General features: G+C 41.5%; 13 protein-coding genes. 5 read left to right on the top strand and 8 right to left on the bottom strand.

What is annotated here, in order from left to right:
• The first annotated feature begins 376 nt into the window (after positions 1 to 376).
• The 4 genes from R9C00_23090 to R9C00_23075 all read left to right on the top strand — a co-directional run bounded on the left by R9C00_23090 (position 377) and on the right by R9C00_23075 (position 5,240).
• Entirely contained in the window at positions 377 to 2,530 is a 2,154-nt protein-coding gene (locus R9C00_23090) for a TonB-dependent receptor (GenBank protein WPO34591.1), read from the top strand.
• Between the two features lie 82 nt (positions 2,531 to 2,612).
• On the top strand, positions 2,613 to 3,266 hold the full coding sequence (locus R9C00_23085; GenBank protein WPO34590.1) for a hypothetical protein: 654 nt from the start codon (positions 2,613 to 2,615) through the stop codon (positions 3,264 to 3,266).
• 217 nt (positions 3,267 to 3,483) lie between these two features.
• The gene (locus R9C00_23080) at positions 3,484 to 4,500 is read left to right on the top strand and encodes a histidine kinase (protein WPO34589.1); all 1,017 of its coding nucleotides are present in this window, start codon (positions 3,484 to 3,486) and stop codon (positions 4,498 to 4,500) included.
• Positions 4,497 to 5,240, top strand: a complete 744-nt coding sequence (locus R9C00_23075; GenBank protein WPO34588.1) for a LytTR family DNA-binding domain-containing protein — start codon at positions 4,497 to 4,499, stop codon at positions 5,238 to 5,240. The genes R9C00_23080 and R9C00_23075 overlap by 4 nt, the downstream gene beginning before the upstream one ends.
• 220 nt (positions 5,241 to 5,460) lie before the next feature.
• On the opposite strand, the gene R9C00_23070 is transcribed toward R9C00_23075, so the two are convergent.
• The 5 genes from R9C00_23070 to R9C00_23050 all read right to left on the bottom strand — a co-directional run bounded on the left by R9C00_23070 (position 5,461) and on the right by R9C00_23050 (position 11,342).
• A complete protein-coding gene (locus R9C00_23070; protein WPO34587.1) occupies positions 5,461 to 6,999 on the bottom strand; it encodes a hypothetical protein in 1,539 nt (512 codons plus the stop codon).
• A 207-nt stretch (positions 7,000 to 7,206) separates the two neighbouring features.
• On the bottom strand, positions 7,207 to 7,599 hold the full coding sequence (locus tag R9C00_23065) for a hypothetical protein (GenBank protein ID WPO34586.1): 393 nt from the start codon (positions 7,597 to 7,599) through the stop codon (positions 7,207 to 7,209).
• A 63-nt stretch (positions 7,600 to 7,662) separates the two neighbouring features.
• A complete protein-coding gene (locus R9C00_23060; protein ID WPO34585.1) occupies positions 7,663 to 8,208 on the bottom strand; it encodes a DUF2911 domain-containing protein in 546 nt (181 codons plus the stop codon).
• Between the two features lie 238 nt (positions 8,209 to 8,446).
• Positions 8,447 to 9,547 carry a bifunctional histidinol-phosphatase/imidazoleglycerol-phosphate dehydratase HisB gene (gene hisB, locus R9C00_23055; GenBank protein ID WPO34584.1) on the bottom strand — a complete coding sequence of 367 codons (1,101 nt, stop codon included), beginning with the start codon at positions 9,545 to 9,547 and terminating at the stop codon, positions 8,447 to 8,449.
• Between the two features lie 109 nt (positions 9,548 to 9,656).
• On the bottom strand, positions 9,657 to 11,342 hold the full coding sequence (locus tag R9C00_23050; protein ID WPO34583.1) for a glycosyltransferase family 39 protein: 1,686 nt from the start codon (positions 11,340 to 11,342) through the stop codon (positions 9,657 to 9,659).
• Positions 11,343 to 11,511: 169 nt separating this feature from the next.
• On the opposite strand from R9C00_23050, the gene R9C00_23045 reads away from it, so the two are divergent.
• Positions 11,512 to 12,747, top strand: coding sequence for a DUF418 domain-containing protein (locus tag R9C00_23045; protein WPO34582.1), 1,236 nt, complete (start codon positions 11,512 to 11,514; stop codon positions 12,745 to 12,747).
• A gap of 26 nt (positions 12,748 to 12,773) precedes the next feature.
• Here R9C00_23045 and R9C00_23040 read toward each other — a convergent pair whose 3' ends face one another.
• The 3 genes from R9C00_23040 to R9C00_23030 all read right to left on the bottom strand — a co-directional run bounded on the left by R9C00_23040 (position 12,774) and on the right by R9C00_23030 (position 15,932).
• Entirely contained in the window at positions 12,774 to 13,541 is a 768-nt protein-coding gene (locus R9C00_23040; protein ID WPO34581.1) for a LytTR family DNA-binding domain-containing protein, read from the bottom strand.
• 35 nt (positions 13,542 to 13,576) lie between these two features.
• Entirely contained in the window at positions 13,577 to 14,611 is a 1,035-nt protein-coding gene (locus tag R9C00_23035) for a histidine kinase (protein ID WPO34580.1), read from the bottom strand.
• 76 nt (positions 14,612 to 14,687) lie between these two features.
• Entirely contained in the window at positions 14,688 to 15,932 is a 1,245-nt protein-coding gene (locus R9C00_23030) for a hypothetical protein (GenBank protein WPO34579.1), read from the bottom strand.
• Between the last annotated feature and the right edge of the window lie 179 nt (positions 15,933 to 16,111).

Raw genomic sequence — 16,111 nt, 5'->3', positions numbered from 1 at the left:
GTTTGTTTGGTAAGACAAAAGTAAAATGAAGCGATGATAGTATGATGAACCTAATATTAAATTAAGAGTAGATTTTTTTACTTTTAAAAAGTATTTTATTTCTTATATTGATTGTATGTGGGAATAATATTTTGCTTTTATTTAAAAAGCAATCTGTTTAATCTGTTAATGTTTTTTTTGATAAAATGTTACTGCATGCACTTGTAAAGTGCAAATAAAACCAAATAAAATACTATTTTAAATAATGGCTAAGAGCAAATAACCCCCTCTCGCCCCAAGAATTACAACTCGTCTGGCTTATTCAACAGTTCGGTAAGATAAAGTTTCCAAAAGGGTTCTTTCTAGTGATGTTTGAACTATCAAAACTAGAAAAACAATGAAACACTTACTGCCTCTCTTCTTGGTGATCTTTTCGGCTCAATTGCTTTCTGCCCAAGTCCTTATAAAAGGCTATGTGGCAGATGAAAAAGGGGAAAGCCTTGTGGGGGCAAATGTATATTTGGATAATACCTACGATGGCGGTACGAGCAAGCCAGATGGAACTTTTGCATTTGAGACAGAAGAAGTAGGAAAGCAGGTGTTGGTGGTGAGCTTTATCGGTTATGAAACCCAAAAAGTAGGTATCACTATTTCCGACTCTGTGTATGTAAATATCACGCTCAAAGAGGCATTTAATACGGTAGATGCTGTGACAATTACCGCAGGCTCACTAGAGGCAAGTGACGAGAAAGAAGGGGTAGTGCTGAAGAGCTTGGACATAGCAATGACCGCCGGGGCGAGTGCCGATATTGTGGGCGCTCTCACTACTTTGCCAGGTATGCAGAAGGTAGGGGAAAGTGGTCGTTTGTTCGTCCGTGGTGGAGAATCGAGGGAAGTAAAGGCATTTGTAGATGGAGTGGAGGTATCCAACTTCTATTCGACCACGGTGACGGGCTTGCCTTCCCGAAGCCGCTTTTCACCTTTTTTGTTCAAAGGGACTTTCTTTAGTACAGGAGGCTATTCGGCAGAATATGGACAGGCATTGTCCTCGGTGCTGTCTTTAAACTCTACCGATCCCGATCCTGTTCCCTCGGTCGAGTTATCGCTTTTGTCGGTAGGGGCGTCGGTAGCTGTCAACCAAGCTTTTGAAGATGAATCGGTTTATGCCGAGCTATCTTATAACAACTTGAATCCTTATACAAAGCTAGTTCCCCAGCGGGTAAACTGGATAAATGCGAGTGAAAGTTTGAATGGGACTTTGTCTTACAAAAAGAAGTTGGAAAATGGCGGGAAGATTCGGATGATGGCAATGGGTTCTACCAATGGTTTTGAACTGGAGCAGCCCACCCTATTGAACGAACAGGGGTTTGATCATATTAAAGTGACGAACAAGAATGCTTTTTTCAATTCGGTGTGGGAAACGCCTATTAGGTCGAAAGGAGTACTTTATGTAGGTGGCTCTATCGGTCTGAATGAAGATGACAAGTATTTTAATGAGAATAACGAATGGACTTCTTCCTTCAATTCTCATGTAAAGTTGAAATACAGTCATGAGTTCACACCGCAGACTCTCCTCAATGCAGGTACCGAGCTATATTTTCAAGACTACGAATCTCGCTTGGTAAGTGATGACGAAAGGGAGCTTTTGGGGAATTTCCAAAATACAATCTCTACTGCTTTTGTAGAGTTGAGTCAATACTTTTCGGAGAAATGGGTGGTGAAAGCAGGTGGACGATTCGAGTACGGATCTTATTTAGATGGAACTACTTTCTCACCTCGTTTGTCACTGGCTCACAAACTCAGCGCAACCGACCAAATCTCTTTAGCAACGGGTGTTTTCTTGCAAAACCCTGCAACAAATTTCCTCCGATTTTCTCATAAGCTCGAACAGGAGCGAGCAAGTCATATTTTGCTCAACTACCAGCGAGTGGTTCACAATCAGATATTTAGACTGGAAGGGTACTACAAAAAGTACGATGACCTGCTGACCTTTGCAGATGAATACGATGCCGAGACTTATGGAAACGAAGGAGACGGTTATGCATATGGGGCGGAGCTTTTTTGGAGAAATAGAAATGAAGCAAAAAGCCTAGACTATTGGGTAAGTTACTCGTGGATGAAATCGGAACGCCTCTACAGAGATTTCCCCGTAAAAGCGATGCCTACTTTTACATCGGAGCATAATTTTTCTCTGGTGGTAAAGAAGTTTCTACCAACGCTCAAAAGCCAAATAGGATTTACCTATTCCTTCACTTCGGGCAGGCCTTACAACGACCTCAACAAAGATGGTTTTAACGAGGGCAAGACCAAGGCTTACCATGACCTGAGCTTTAATATGGCGTATTTGCCTAAGCAAAATGTGATCATCTACCTATCGGCTTCCAATATTTTGAGTGCAGACCAAGTCTTTGGCTACCAGTTTAGCGAGCAGCCAGACGATACCGGGTACTACCCCAGTGAGCCTATGAAACTATCTGCCAAGCAGTTTTTTGTGTTGGGCTGTTTCGTCACCATAGGCCGCAGTGCCAACCAAAAATTGGAGGAATTGTAGCGGAAGAGTTCTAATCAAGAATTATAGCAACAAGATAAATCAATTACTGAAATTTAATTTAACCCTTTAACTCATAGTCAAAATGAAAAAAGTAGCTTTAGTATTGAATGTGTTTTTTGTTCTTTTCTTATTGTCAAGCACTTGTTTTGCCCAGTCTTCAAAATACGAGACTGCAATTTTGAAAGGGAAGGCATTGCTGGGTGAAGGCCATGCTACTGGCGATTTCCAAAAAGCAATAAACTACTTCGAGCGAATTGCTAAAAAAGAAACTGACGAATGGCTTCCAGTCTATTACCAAGCCTTTGCCATGAGCTTTGCTGCCAATAATTTGGAAGGTGTCAAACAAAAAGATCAAGAATTCAACAAAGCTTTGAAGGTATTGGAAAGTGCTGAAAAAATTGAGGAAAATTCTGAGGTGTTGGCCCTAAAGGGATTTATAAATATGTTGAAATTAGGAAATGATCCACAAAATTTAGGTCCCTTGCTTCCTCCAGTTATTAATCAATTGTATGGAAAGGCACTAAAGTTAGATTCCCAAAACCCTCGTGCGATGCTATTTTTAGGGCAAATGCAGTATGGTTCAGCTGAATATTTCGGGGGAGGAACTGAAGATGCTTGTGCCACCATTCAGAAGGCTTATGCTATATTTGAGAAGCAACAGGGGCAAGAAAAGACAATTATGCCTGCCTGGGGAATGGAAAGTGCCAAAAAGTACATAGATATGTGCGGCAAGTAAAAAACTAGATTGTAATATAGTATATCACGGTTTGTTTTAATGAGTTTTTCAGCTCTTTACTACTATAAAAAATTACTGGACGGGGCTTTTAAGCCCCGTTTGGAAGTTAAAACGATTATTGGCTTTAGCCGAAACTCTAAGCCATTTTATAAGGTGAAAAGTCTATACTTATCAAACCGCGATTAACTCCAATAAAATATAAACCTAAGAAAAGCAGATGAAATTAGCCCGATCTACCATCCTTAAAGAACTAAGAGATATTGTAATTCTTGCTGTGGTGGGAGTCATATTCAATGCCATATTTTTTGGAGATGGGATAGATGAGCTAATTGTATCTGCTTTAATTTGGGTGTTTCTTTACAAGGGGAATTCTTATGTGAATAGTTTGGTCGGGATAAAAATACGTTGGTTGGAGAAGCCAGTAATGAGAGTGCTAATAGGGATTGTGACTTCGGTATCCTATACAGTATTGGCTCTTGTTACCATCATTATTTCATATTACTATTTTGTAAAAGGATATCCAGTTGATGGTATCATTAAGGAAATTGGAATTAATACTTTGATCTTTTCCATCCTAATCACCTTAGTTATCTCTATGTTTTTGCACGGAAGAGCTTTTTACCTTAACTGGAAGGAAGCGCTCTATAACGTAGAGCGCTTGAAAAATGAAAACTTGAAAGCGCAGTACGAATCGCTCAAAAACCAAGTAAATCCACACTTCCTGTTCAATTCGCTCAATGCCCTCAGCTCTTTGGTGTACGATGACCAAAAGAAAGCCGTGATTTTCATCCGGAAACTCTCGGAGATTTATCGGTACGTGTTGGATAACAGAGAGGTGGAATTGGTAGAAGTGAAAGAGGAGCTAGCTTTTTTGGAAAACTATGTTTTTTTGCAAAAAATCCGCTTTGGTGAGAATTTGCAGTTGGAGTTGGATACCAAAAAAACGGAGGGATTTGTGCCTCCTTTGTCCATCCAACTGTTGGTAGAAAATGCCATAAAGCACAACGTGGTTTCTAAAGATTATCCCCTTACCGTTCGGCTAGTGCTGGATGGGGAATTTGTCTCGGTTACTAATTCCATTCATGAGAAAAAGGTGAAAGACAGTACTGGAATTGGTTTAGAAAATATTAAATCGAGGTATTCTTTGCTTCCTGCACCACCTGTGGAAATCAGCAACGATGGAAAGGTGTTTTTGGTGAAATTGCCAGTGTTAAAACTTGAAAGTTCGCTATGAGATTTGTGATAATAGAAGACGAGGAAATTGCCGCAAGGCGATTGGAAAAGTTGGTTGCAGAGATTAAACCTACCTATATCATGCTCGCTACGTTCGATTCGGTAGAGGCAACTTGCCGGGCATTGCCAAGCCTCAACTACGACCTGGTGTTCATGGATATCCAACTTGCCGATGGAAACTCCTTCGAGATATTCGAACAGATTTCGGTAAATGCCCCCGTCATTTTCACCACTGCCTGCGACGAATATGCCCTCAAGGCGTTCAAGCAAAACTCCATCGACTACTTGCTCAAACCGCTTGATCCAGAAGAGCTAGAAAAAGCGCTTAGAAAGTTTGAAAGCAACTTCAGTCAGCAAAAGCCGCTAGAGCTTGATGCTATAATAAATGCTTTTTCCAAGAAAGGAAAAGAACGCTTTTTGGTAAAAATAGGGGAGCACCTGAGGTTTGTAGAAACCAAAAATATCCAGTTGGTCTATAGTAAATTCAAGGCTACTTATGTGCTTGATAAAGATGGGAAGTCATTTGTATTGGATCATTCCATGGACAAAGTAGAAGAAATGCTAGACACTACGGTTTTCTTTCGAGTTTCCAGAAAGTTTATCGTCAATCTTCACTTCATAAAAGACATCATCGCCTATTCCAATTCAAGGCTACAAATTATCATCAATTCATATGAGGAAGAGGAGGTAGTAGTGGCAAGGGAAAGGGTTCAAAATTTCAAGCAGTGGCTGGATAGGTAGGGGAGGTTTATGCTTTTCAACTAGGCTCGTCAATATTCGAAATGAAAAAATGGAATGCCCCCCATTGTTGTCATTCCTGCGTAGGCAGGAATCTCCATCCTATTGTTCAAAAGAGTTGGCATTGATGAAAGTAGGTAGGGGATTCCAGCTCAAGGCTGGAATGACGGAATATGGGGGCTATTTTTCAACTTCATTAGTGGTAGTCAACAAATCAAATCACCTATAACTCTCCATCCAAAAACACTACCCATTCCTGCCATTTTTGCTCAAATACTTCTAGCTGCGCTTGCTTTTTATCAGTAGGCAAGTTGCTATAAGTCAACGCATTTCGAGCTATTTTCTTTAGGGATTTCAAGTCCAGCTCCCAAGCGATGAAGGCTGCCCAATAATCGGGAGTGATACCTCGGTAGCCGAAAATGGCGGGGTCGTCAGGGCTGAGAGAAATCTGGATGCCTTGGGACATGTAGTAGGTGGCAGGGTGGATGCGAAGGTCGCGAACGTAGCCCAAAATTTGGTTGCTGAGCGGGCTTATTTCTATACTTACATCGTTTTGCCTAGCCAAGTCTTGCAACACGGAAAACTTGAACAAGTTGAAACCATGCCCAATGCGGTGGCTGCGGAGCAAGAAGGCATCGTAGAGGTTGTCCACCGACTCCCAATCGCTCTCACCATCGTGGAGGCAGAGCGGCATATCTGTTCCGTAAACCTTGTTGAGGGAATCAATTTTCATCCAAGTATCTAAAAAATGGAAGGTCGAATGCCCCGCATCTTCTTCGGCCACTAGGTCATAGGCTGCTATGAAATCAGGGTATTGCTTACGCAAGCGGTAGGCATTTTCCAAATCATAAAGTACTTGTTCGTTGTTCATAAACCGCAAAAAGCAATAGACTATTTGCAAGCTAAAATCGGGATATTCCTTTTGCACCTCCATCTCCATATCCTTCCAGTAGCGGATGATTGTGTCCGAGGTGTAATATGCCCCTTTTTCATGATTGAGATCGTACAAGCCGCCAATGGGGATTTCCCGTACCTCTACATGTTGCGCACCGTCTGCCGCCATAATTTTAAGGGCATCGGTGTGGTAAGCTTTGAACATAGGCTGGTAGCGGGTAAACCCAGAAATTCGCTGGAAACTATGTTCAAATTCCAACCAAATATCTACCGAATCGCCGTCTATTCTTTCATCAAACGTCAGGAGATCGTACAATTCTTCTTTAAAGCCTTTGTGTTTTTTCGCCAGCTTTTTCACCGACTCAAAACCTTTTGGTACATCTTTTTTCTTAAAAAACTGGAGTTGCCCTTTCACATACTTTTCATTGTTTTCTTCCCAAAAGACATAGCAATCGTCTTGCGTTGCGGCTTTGTCCACTATCCAGTGGAAATCGCCCATAGCCGAAGAATGTACGTGCATGATTCCGCCCTTGGGCATTTTTTCCAACAGCCCGAAAAGCTTCGTGTTGAGCATGTATTCCTGCGACTGGTAAAAATATCTTGCTGGTGGGGTAAAATGCTGCGCTTTGTAGCCTGCAATCATTTCCTTCCGCAGCGCCACCAATTTTTGGTTTACCCGCTGCTCGGTCGGGCTGAGTATTACGTCGGCATCAAAAGCCCGTGCGCTGTCCGTGGCTTTTAGCATGTTCCGAAGCTGGATGTATTGCTCTTTGTCAGTAGGCTTGGGTAACACCACAGATTGGGCAGCCAGTTGAGAAAAGCAGCAGAGCAATAAAAAGAGGAGGGAGGAAAAGATTTTGTTCGTCATGGTGGTTGAAATGCGAATAAATGGTTCAGAATTGTCACAAAGATGGTGAATGCTATTCAAACCTGAAAGGGGAGAGGCGGGAAGGTTTTTGTGCTTTTTAGGAGATAGAATAAAAATAAAAAAGGGAAACTTCCTCACCTGATGGCTGAGAACAGCTGACCACAGATCAAGAAATTTCCCCAAGAAATGGAGTTTTTGATGGGAAAGTTATTTTCCTTCCCCTATTTTCTCCACATCTATCACAAAATACTTGGTATCGCCTTGCCACGAAAATTTGGCATATTTTTCTTTATAAACAAGCTTCACACGCTCGCCGCTCAAAGAAACTTCTACCAGTTCATTGAAAATATCTTCTCTGTCTTTAGGTATGGAAAACTCCCAAACCCCTGTACCTGCAGCACCAGTTTGAGCGATGCTTCCAGTATTGAGTTGTCCTTCCCAAGTTTTGAAAACAATCCCTTTTTTACTCACTTTCATTACTGTTCCCGAGCGAATGCCTTCGCTTACGCTGATGCTATACACAATTACAAAAAACACGATAATAAGTGCCAATACACCAACGCCAATCTTAATAAGCTTCTTTTTAAGGTTAGATGCCATGGGTTTTATTTTAAGTTTTGAGTTTCAGTTTTAATTTTGACTTTCCAGTAATAATATGGGAATCTACCATTCTTCTTTCAGAAAAACCATAGGAATGCTTACAGAAGTTTGGTCCCACACCAAAAAAATATCAGCACCACGCTTCGATTCTACAATGGAAATAGTAAACTGACGTACTTGCCCAGGCGGATGGTACACTGGTATTTTTTCCCTAAATAAATCCTTTTGGGGTTTGTAGTTGTACAGTCCCCATTGCCCAGGCTCATCGTTGAGAATGACCGTCCACTGGGCAGTATCGGGGATGGTGAAAATAGCATAAGTTCCCGGATCAACTTGATGCCCCAAAATCTCTACTGGCTTGGTGATGGTCAGCTCGGTAGCGTCGTCGTCGCCCGTGCGCCAAATCTTGCGCCAAGGCACATTATAGCCAAATGGGTACGATTTTTCCCACTTCATCTGAGGGCGGCCGTAAGTCACTTTTGCATAGAATTCGCCTTTTTTGAAGGTGGATAAACCTACCTCGCTTCGTCGCTTTTTAGGATTGCTCTGTTGGGCAAAAAGCCCTGCAAAGGCAAAAGTTAAAAGCGTTATGAAAATTAGTTTTTTCATAGTTGAATACATTGTAAATTAAGTTTACAGACTTAATTAAAGTAGTTATTTACTCACTTTATAGTCTTTGCTGAAGGTTGCTGGTTACGAGTTACTGGTTTCTGGTTTTTCACTTTCTAATAATAAAAAACTAGTAATAAGAATCGTAGCGGTGAATCGTCAGCAACTTGTAACTTTTAGCCAAAGTGAAATAGGTTTCTCGGTACAAATCATCCGAAACTTATTTATTCTAACAATTCTACAAAACCCCCTTCGTACTCGGGATCACCATGTTTTCAGGGTCGCGCTTTATCGCTATTTTAATGGATTTGGCAAATGCTTTGAAAATCGCTTCTATTTTGTGGTGATCGTTGTCGCCCTCTACTTTTATATTGAGGTTTGAGCGAGAAGTGTCGGAAAATGACTTGAAGAAATGGTAGAACATTTCCGTAGGCATTTGCCCCACTTTTTCTCTTTTGAAATCCGCTTGCCATACCAACCAGTTCCTCCCAGAAAAATCGAGGGCTACCTGCGCCAAAGATTCATCCATGGGCAACTGGAAGCAGCCGTAGCGGAAAATGCCTTTCTTATCGCCAAGGGCTTGGTAAAATGCCTCGCCAAGAGCAAGTGCCGTATCTTCAATGGTGTGGTGCTCGTCAATGTGCAAGTCGCCATCCACATGGATTTTGAGATCGCAGCCCGAGTGCCTCGTGATTTGCTCCAGCATATGGTCAAAAAAGCCTAGTCCTGTTTTTAGGTCAAACTTTCCTTCTCCATCTAGGTTCAGCTCTATGTTTATCTTGGTCTCGCTCGTGTTCCTCACCACCGTAGCACGGCGAGCTGGCAGCTTCAAAAATTCGTAAATCTTCTTCCAGCTAGTAGTGCTAAGCACTGCCTCTTCCGAAGCCTCTTCTGCTATGTAAATCCCTTGTGCCCCAAGGTTTTTGGCAAGCTCAATATCAGTAAGCCTATCGCCTATCACAAACGAGTTTTCCAAATCGTAGCTACCGTCCATGTACTTGGTAAGCAACCCAGTGCGGGGCTTGCGAGTTGGCGCGTTTTCATGTTCAAAAGTTCGGTCTATCAATACTTCGTCAAATACAATTCCCTCACCTTCTAGGGTTTCCATCATCTTGTTTTGCGGAGGCCAGAACGTATCTTCGGGGAACGAATCTGTACCTAAGCCGTCTTGGTTGGTTACCATTACGAGCTCAAAATCTGTTTCTAGAGCTATTTTTCTCAACCAAGTAATCACCCCTGGCACAAAAGCGAGCTTCTCCAAAGAATCAACCTGAAAATCGACAGGGGGTTCTACAATGATCGTCCCATCTCTATCTATAAAAAGTACTTTCTTTTTCATTTTTTATTCATTTCATTTTCTGCAAAAATAAGTTTCTGAGTGGAAATATCACGATTTGGGATGTATTCTTCCTGCCAGTCATTTTTGCTGTGAAATAAATCCTTTTTGTTTACTCCAACACCTTTACTTTCATGGTAGGAGAGCTGATGGCTGCGGGTATCCCACCTGGTCGGATACCAAGGATCAGGAAATACCGATCTTCGGTGAGCTTTTCATTAATGACCAATTCGATCTCAAATGTTTCCCCGCTTCGTACCATTTCATTAGTAGGTTTGATGGGCGTTACCCCTTGTTGTGCCATCCTTTTTCCATCCAGCAAGTGAAAATATACCACAGGCTTGAATTTAGGGTTGTTTTCGAGGTCAATATTAGGACAATCTGAAATATCAAATTTAAACCTTACTTTGAAAGGTTCTCCTCGCTTCACTTCATAATCTCGTTGCTCTACAGGCATTTTTATGTATGAGAAGGTGCGGAAGTTCTCTATGTTTTTATACAACACTAATTTAATATCGGTCTGAAGGGAATCGTAGCCTTTTGCATCGTAATTGGCCACCAAAATCACTTCTTCTCCTTGCATTTCTTTTTCCCAGTCCCAAAGTCCAAACTGGTTGCGCCTGCCGTAAGGATTATTGAGAGAAATGGCTTTCTCCCCAGTATAAAAAGTGTATTTGGAGGCATTTTGGTAGGAATTCATAAAGGCAACAGGTAAGCCATTTACTTCTTTTTGAAGGTCTTTTGCCCACTCGTCCCAGCCATGGAACTCGGTTTCTACTTTTCCCTGAGGGAGGAAGTTGTACATAAGAAAGGCCCTTGCTGTTAGCAACAGTACCAAAGAAATAGGCACAATTATTTTCAAGCTTTTGGAAAATGCTTTTGCCGAAGCTGGATTTTTGAAACTTGTATAAACCAAGGGTAAAGCCGCTACAAATGTCCAATGTGCCTCAACTCTTCCTTTGAAACTCATAAACAAAAAGAAGAGGTAAATTCCGTAAAGGTTGAATTTTAATGCTTTGTCGAAACTATTTTGAGGCTTGAACTTGAAGCCTAGGTAAAGCAGTAAAAAACCGATAATAGGTCCAGGAACAAAGAGCTGCCCTAGTAAATATTCCGACGTAAAGCTAAAGCGGTATTTATCGCCCGAGCGCTCAAATAAGTGGTACATAAATGTGGGAAAGCCGTTTTCGTATTGCCACCAGAGGTGCGGTGCAAAACCTATTATTCCAATGAGCGCTGCTAACCAAAACTTGCCATTTTTAAGGAGTTTGAGGTTGGAAAGTACTGTGAAGCCAATAACTAAAACTCCATGATATTTGCTGAGTAAAAGCAGGGACATATTTAGCCCCAAAAGTAAAATAGTAAGGGAAGAAGGTTTATCAAGAAAGCGTTTGTATACCCAGAAAAAACTTGCCGAGAAAAAAAGCAAAGGAGCATCAGGCGTGGCCAAAAAGCCTGCGTGGAACACCGCCACTGAGGCTACCACCAAATAGAAATAGAGTGGTTTTTCGGGCTTTATAAGTTCTTCCAATAGGAAAATCGCTAGCGTATTGAGTAAGACGATAAGCAACCTTGCCCCCAGCTCATTTCCAAAAATAGAATACCCTAGTTTTATTAAAAATGCTACCATAGGCGGGTGGTCAAAATAGCCCCAAGCCATTTCGGTCGAATACAGCCAATAGTACGCCTCGTCGTGGAAAAGCTCGGTGAAGCCAGCCTGCATGAGGGAAATGAGAAGCCAAATAGCATAAAAAATTGTCCGTTGCTTGGATGGGCTTTGAAGTGCGTTTTCAGTCACGATTGGTCAGTGATTTGGGTGTTTCAGAAAAATATGTGGAAGTATAGCGATAACTCAGGTATTTTTTAGAAATCGAGATGAAAAATCATACTATTGTGTTAGGATTTATCTCATCAACTTCCTTGTGTAAAGATAGGTAGTCTAACACTCCATCTCTAATTTTTTTATTATGCCAGAAACTACAAAGCCCCAAGTAAAACAACCAACCAAAGCCAAAGATCGAATTGTTTTTTTAGATATCCTGCGAGGGTTCGCCCTTGTTGGGATTTTATTTGCCAACATCTTGAGCTGGAGTGGTATCAAGTTTTTACCCTACGATAGCATTGTAGATATGGGAAGTTTTGATGTGGATCGAACGCTTTATCAGTATCTCAAATTCTTTGTAGATACCAAGTTTTACACCATTTTCTCTCTGCTATTTGGTGTAGGTTTTTGTATCCAGATTTCCCGAAACAAAGATAATCCTAAGTTTCCCCCATTGTACCTCAAGCGGCTTTTCCTTCTTATGATCATCGGGCTGCTCCATGCCCTGGTTTGGTCTGGCGATATCCTGATGCTTTATGCACTAATGGGGATGATTTTGCTCGCACTCCGAAATGTTGATGTAAAAAAAGCAATTTGGGTGGGGCTAGGCTTGTACTTCTTTCCCATCATTTTGGATGTGATTTATATGTACACGTTTGCTGCTGACCTGCCCGTGCTAGAGAAAACCGCCCTCAAAGTGTATCCGGATGCTTCGCCCGAGGAAATTGTCTTAGGCTTCCAAAGCACGGATTTGGTTACCGTGTTCAAAACAAATTTTCATAACGTTATTTGGCGTTGGTACGATTTCATCCCTTCTGGTCGCCCGTTCAAAGTTCTTGGGCTGTTCTTTTTGGGCTATTTGCTTTTCTCAGCAGACTTTTTCACAGTCCATGCAAAAAAGTGGAAATCTATCATTTTGTTCCTTTCTTTGGGCATAGGCTTTACCAGCATCACCATGTTCCTTACAGGAAGTGTTTCTTCTTTTTCCAAAAGCTGGGTTGATATTTTTGATAAGCTTCTTCATGAGATTGGGCAACTTTCTCTAGCTCTGGCTTATGTCAGCATCCTTTCCAAATTGGTCGATTCATTTCCAAAATTCATCGGTTTCACTTGGCTCAAAGACTACGGTAGGATGTCTATGACCTCGTATTTGGGGCACACATTCTTAGGGATTCTCGTGTTTTACCCAATCATTGGATGGGGGTATTTTGGCTTGCTAAGTTTGGAAGAAATCTATTATGGAGCGGTTGTTATTCTGGTTATCCAGCTCATATTTAGCGTCGTTTGGTTCAAGTTTTTCCACTTTGGTCCTATCGAATGGTTGTGGAGATGTGCTACATACGGCAAATGGTTTCCTATTAAGAAAATTGAGAAGAAGTAAGCATGAAAACTATTTTGGAGTATATGCTATTGGTCGAGCCAATCCTTTAACTCAGGCGCTTTGGAGCTACTCACCACTACTTCAAAGCTTACATCGGGCTGTAAGTCCAAGAGCAACCTGCCTTTGAAATACGGATGGATGGCTTTCACAGCTTCTACCCGTACTATTATTTGCCGGTTCACCCTGAAGAAATAATAGGGATCGAGCATTTGCTCCAGCTGATCGAGGGACTGGTTGAGGGCATATTTTTTTCCTTCGTGGGTAACCAAAAAAGCCACCTTGTCTTCGGAAAAGAAGTAGGCTATTTTTTCAGTGCCCACTGAAAGAATAGTATTTCCCGATTTGACCAAAAACCTGCTTTTATAGCTTTTTTTCTCTTGGTTCAATGCGCCCAATAGCTTATCTATAGCTTCCGAAGGTTTAATTTCTTCGGAGCTTCCTAGCATTTTTTTCAATTTATCGATAGCGGTAGAAAGTTTTTCGAAGGTCACAGGTTTGAGCAAGTAGGCAATGCTGTGGAGGTCGAAAGCTTGGAGGGCGTATTCGTCGTAAGCAGTGGTGAAAATCACGGGGCAATCAATTTCTACCTCTCTCAATATATCGAAAGATGTGCCGTCGGATAGCTGTATATCTAGAAAAGCCAAGTCGGGCAGATCGTTTTCTTTGAACCATTCTACGGCGTCTTCCACCGAACTGATTTTTTCTAATACGACCGTGTTGGGGTCGTACTTCATGGCCATTTGCTCTAGTTTATTGGCAGCTAAGGCTTCATCTTCAATAATCACTATATTCATACACTTCAAATTTAGCTCAGGAAACAGGTCGGATTTTAGGCTTCTACAAGCTTTATGAGAGGGATGCTTACCCTAAAATGGGTTTCCGTTTTTTCCACTTCAATTTCTTCATTGGACACAAGCTCATACCGTTTGCGAATGTTATTCAAGCCCGAACCGCCATGTTTTTGGGACCCAATTTGCTCTTTGGGCTGGAAGTTGTTCCTTACCGTGAGCAGCTCTCCATCTTCGCTGGTGAATATATCGATGGTCAGTGGTCTTTTGTAAGAATATTTATTGTGTTTCAATGCATTCTCAATGAGCATTTGGAGAGCAAGTGGCGGTATTTGCCTCATTTTGTACTTATCGTCTACCTTATAGTTGATTTTCATTTGTCCTTCAAACCTCTTTTCCAATATAAAAAAATAGGCTTCAATGAACCCAAGTTCGTTATCGAGCGTCACAAACTCACTGTCCTTGCTCTTGAGCACATACCGATATACTTCCGAAAACTTATCGAGAAAGGCAAGGGCCGGGTCGTTGTCAGGCTCTATGAGCGAAGAAAGGATGTTGAGGTTGTTGAACAAAAAATGGGGATCGATATGGCTTTTGAGTGCTAGAAGTTCCGTGGTTATCCGTTCTTTTTCGAGCGATTCTTTCTCTACTGCCACCTTTTTCCATTTGTTCATAAAGAAAATCCCAAACTGGATTGAAATGACGGGTAGGGTAAAAATAATGCCATAGATATTGAGTAATGTAAGCTGATAAGAATCGGGGGGGAGCTCGGTAAAGTTTGTTTTGAAGAGGTAATACGTAAGGTTTACGCAAGAGAGCGAGTAAATTCCGCTCAAGGCAAGCTGGACATAAAACCTAGCGAGTGTTTTTTTTGTCCAAGGTAGAGCCCTGTTGAGTAGGGAATAAATAAGATAATTTCCTATCCAAAGCAAAAAAATGACACATGCCAGCCAAAAAGCGGCAATGTAAAAGATAGCCGAAGCAGTTTCCTCGTCGGGCCAAAACTCAAAGTAGTATACAAGCAGCCCAATAAGGTAAAGCAGCGGAAATAATATTTTTTTTAGGATTTTCGCCAATGTATTCTTCTGTGTTTATCAATCATTCTAGGTGGAAGTACAGGTTTCCAGTTTGCAACTTGAAACCTGTACTTCGCTATTTGAATAAAACCTGTCGTACATTTTTGAATGGGATATAAACGGGTTGTTTGTTCGCTTCCCATATAAGTATTCCAAGGTTTTTATAAGTCACATCATCTCGCTTGCCTAGCAGCAGTTCAGTGCCATTTTTGAGCTCTACAAGCGTATAGTTATAATTTTCTGGTATCAAAGAAGCAATAAGATTGAAAGGGATGAAATAAGAGAAATCATCGTTTTCCCCGTCAAGCACCTCAGCATCTATTGATTCGTCTAGGTCAAAAAGTAGCCTCCCTTCGTAGGACTTTCCTTCGGTAGATGTGACTTGCCCTCGGATGGCTGTAGGCAGAGGGAATTCGTCGTAGGAAGGGGCAGCGTGAGGAGCTTCGAAAAACTTGACGGAAATAAAACTATTCCATGCTACTTTTATATTTCCCATCTCCTTGGTTCTTATCACTATTCCGTGGTTGCCTTTGCCTACATCGTCGTGCCTACCCAAAAAGACTTTCCTTCCAGATTTTAGCGTGATCATAGAGCCATCTCGCTCCGATTGTATTTTTTGAATATCTTTCATCAGCAAGGTCACTTTTGTGCCTCCTTGCATGTATCCATCTATCAGGTCGTCTTCTGTGCGCTCTTCCATATCCCAAGTGATGAAGCCTTCAAAGCTACCATTGTTGGTCAAGACTTTGCCATAAAGTGGTTTGCCTATTGAGCTGCGCACATTGGAGGGAGTGCTTATAAAATCAATTTGTTTGATTGTTTCCCAGTCGAACTCCAAAAGCCCAACACTTCGGTCGAAGATGGAAATCCCTTTATTTAAATCACCTTTGAAGTTCTTACATTGGATAGCGCTGCGGTCTTTTAGCAATACTTCGGCCCTTTCGCTGTCAATGGAACGGATGCGGAGCAAAGCGCCAAATTGGCATTTGAAGTAGTATTTTATTTGAGGGGCTCGGTCTTCCCAGAGCTTCATGAAGCCCATATCGAAACCAGATTCGGAATCATTATTTTGTTGGCTTCTGACTTTTTCAAGGTCGATGGCATCGTGGTAGGGAGGTTCAAGTTTGATAGCATTGAAAAGATCGCCCCACATTGCCTGCTCATTTTCCCAACGCAGTTGACCCTCATAATGCTCACCATTATTGAGGGTGACTTTTCCATAGAGAAAGCCGCTACTCAGGTTTTGTTGGGCATTTGTGGTTAGTGATGCACAGAGGCAAACAATTGTGAAGTATAGGTATTTCAAATACTTAATGAACATACTAAATTTATTTGTCCGGGTTTCCCCGATCGATGTTCAGTTTATGGTTAATTATAAAACTCAGAATGTAATTTTGGTATCAAAGACAAGCTTTGGCGGAAAATTCCCTTCAAAAACACTCTCCTATTTTTTCCTTGTTATTTCAAAAATAACTAAAAAACCGAGTTTTACTCGCTCTT

This window comes from Flammeovirgaceae bacterium SG7u.111 (assembly GCA_034044135.1).
Lineage (GTDB): Bacteria > Bacteroidota > Bacteroidia > Cytophagales > Flammeovirgaceae.
Note: the sequence above shows the minus strand (reverse complement) of the source record. Positions and strands in the feature narration are given on the sequence as shown.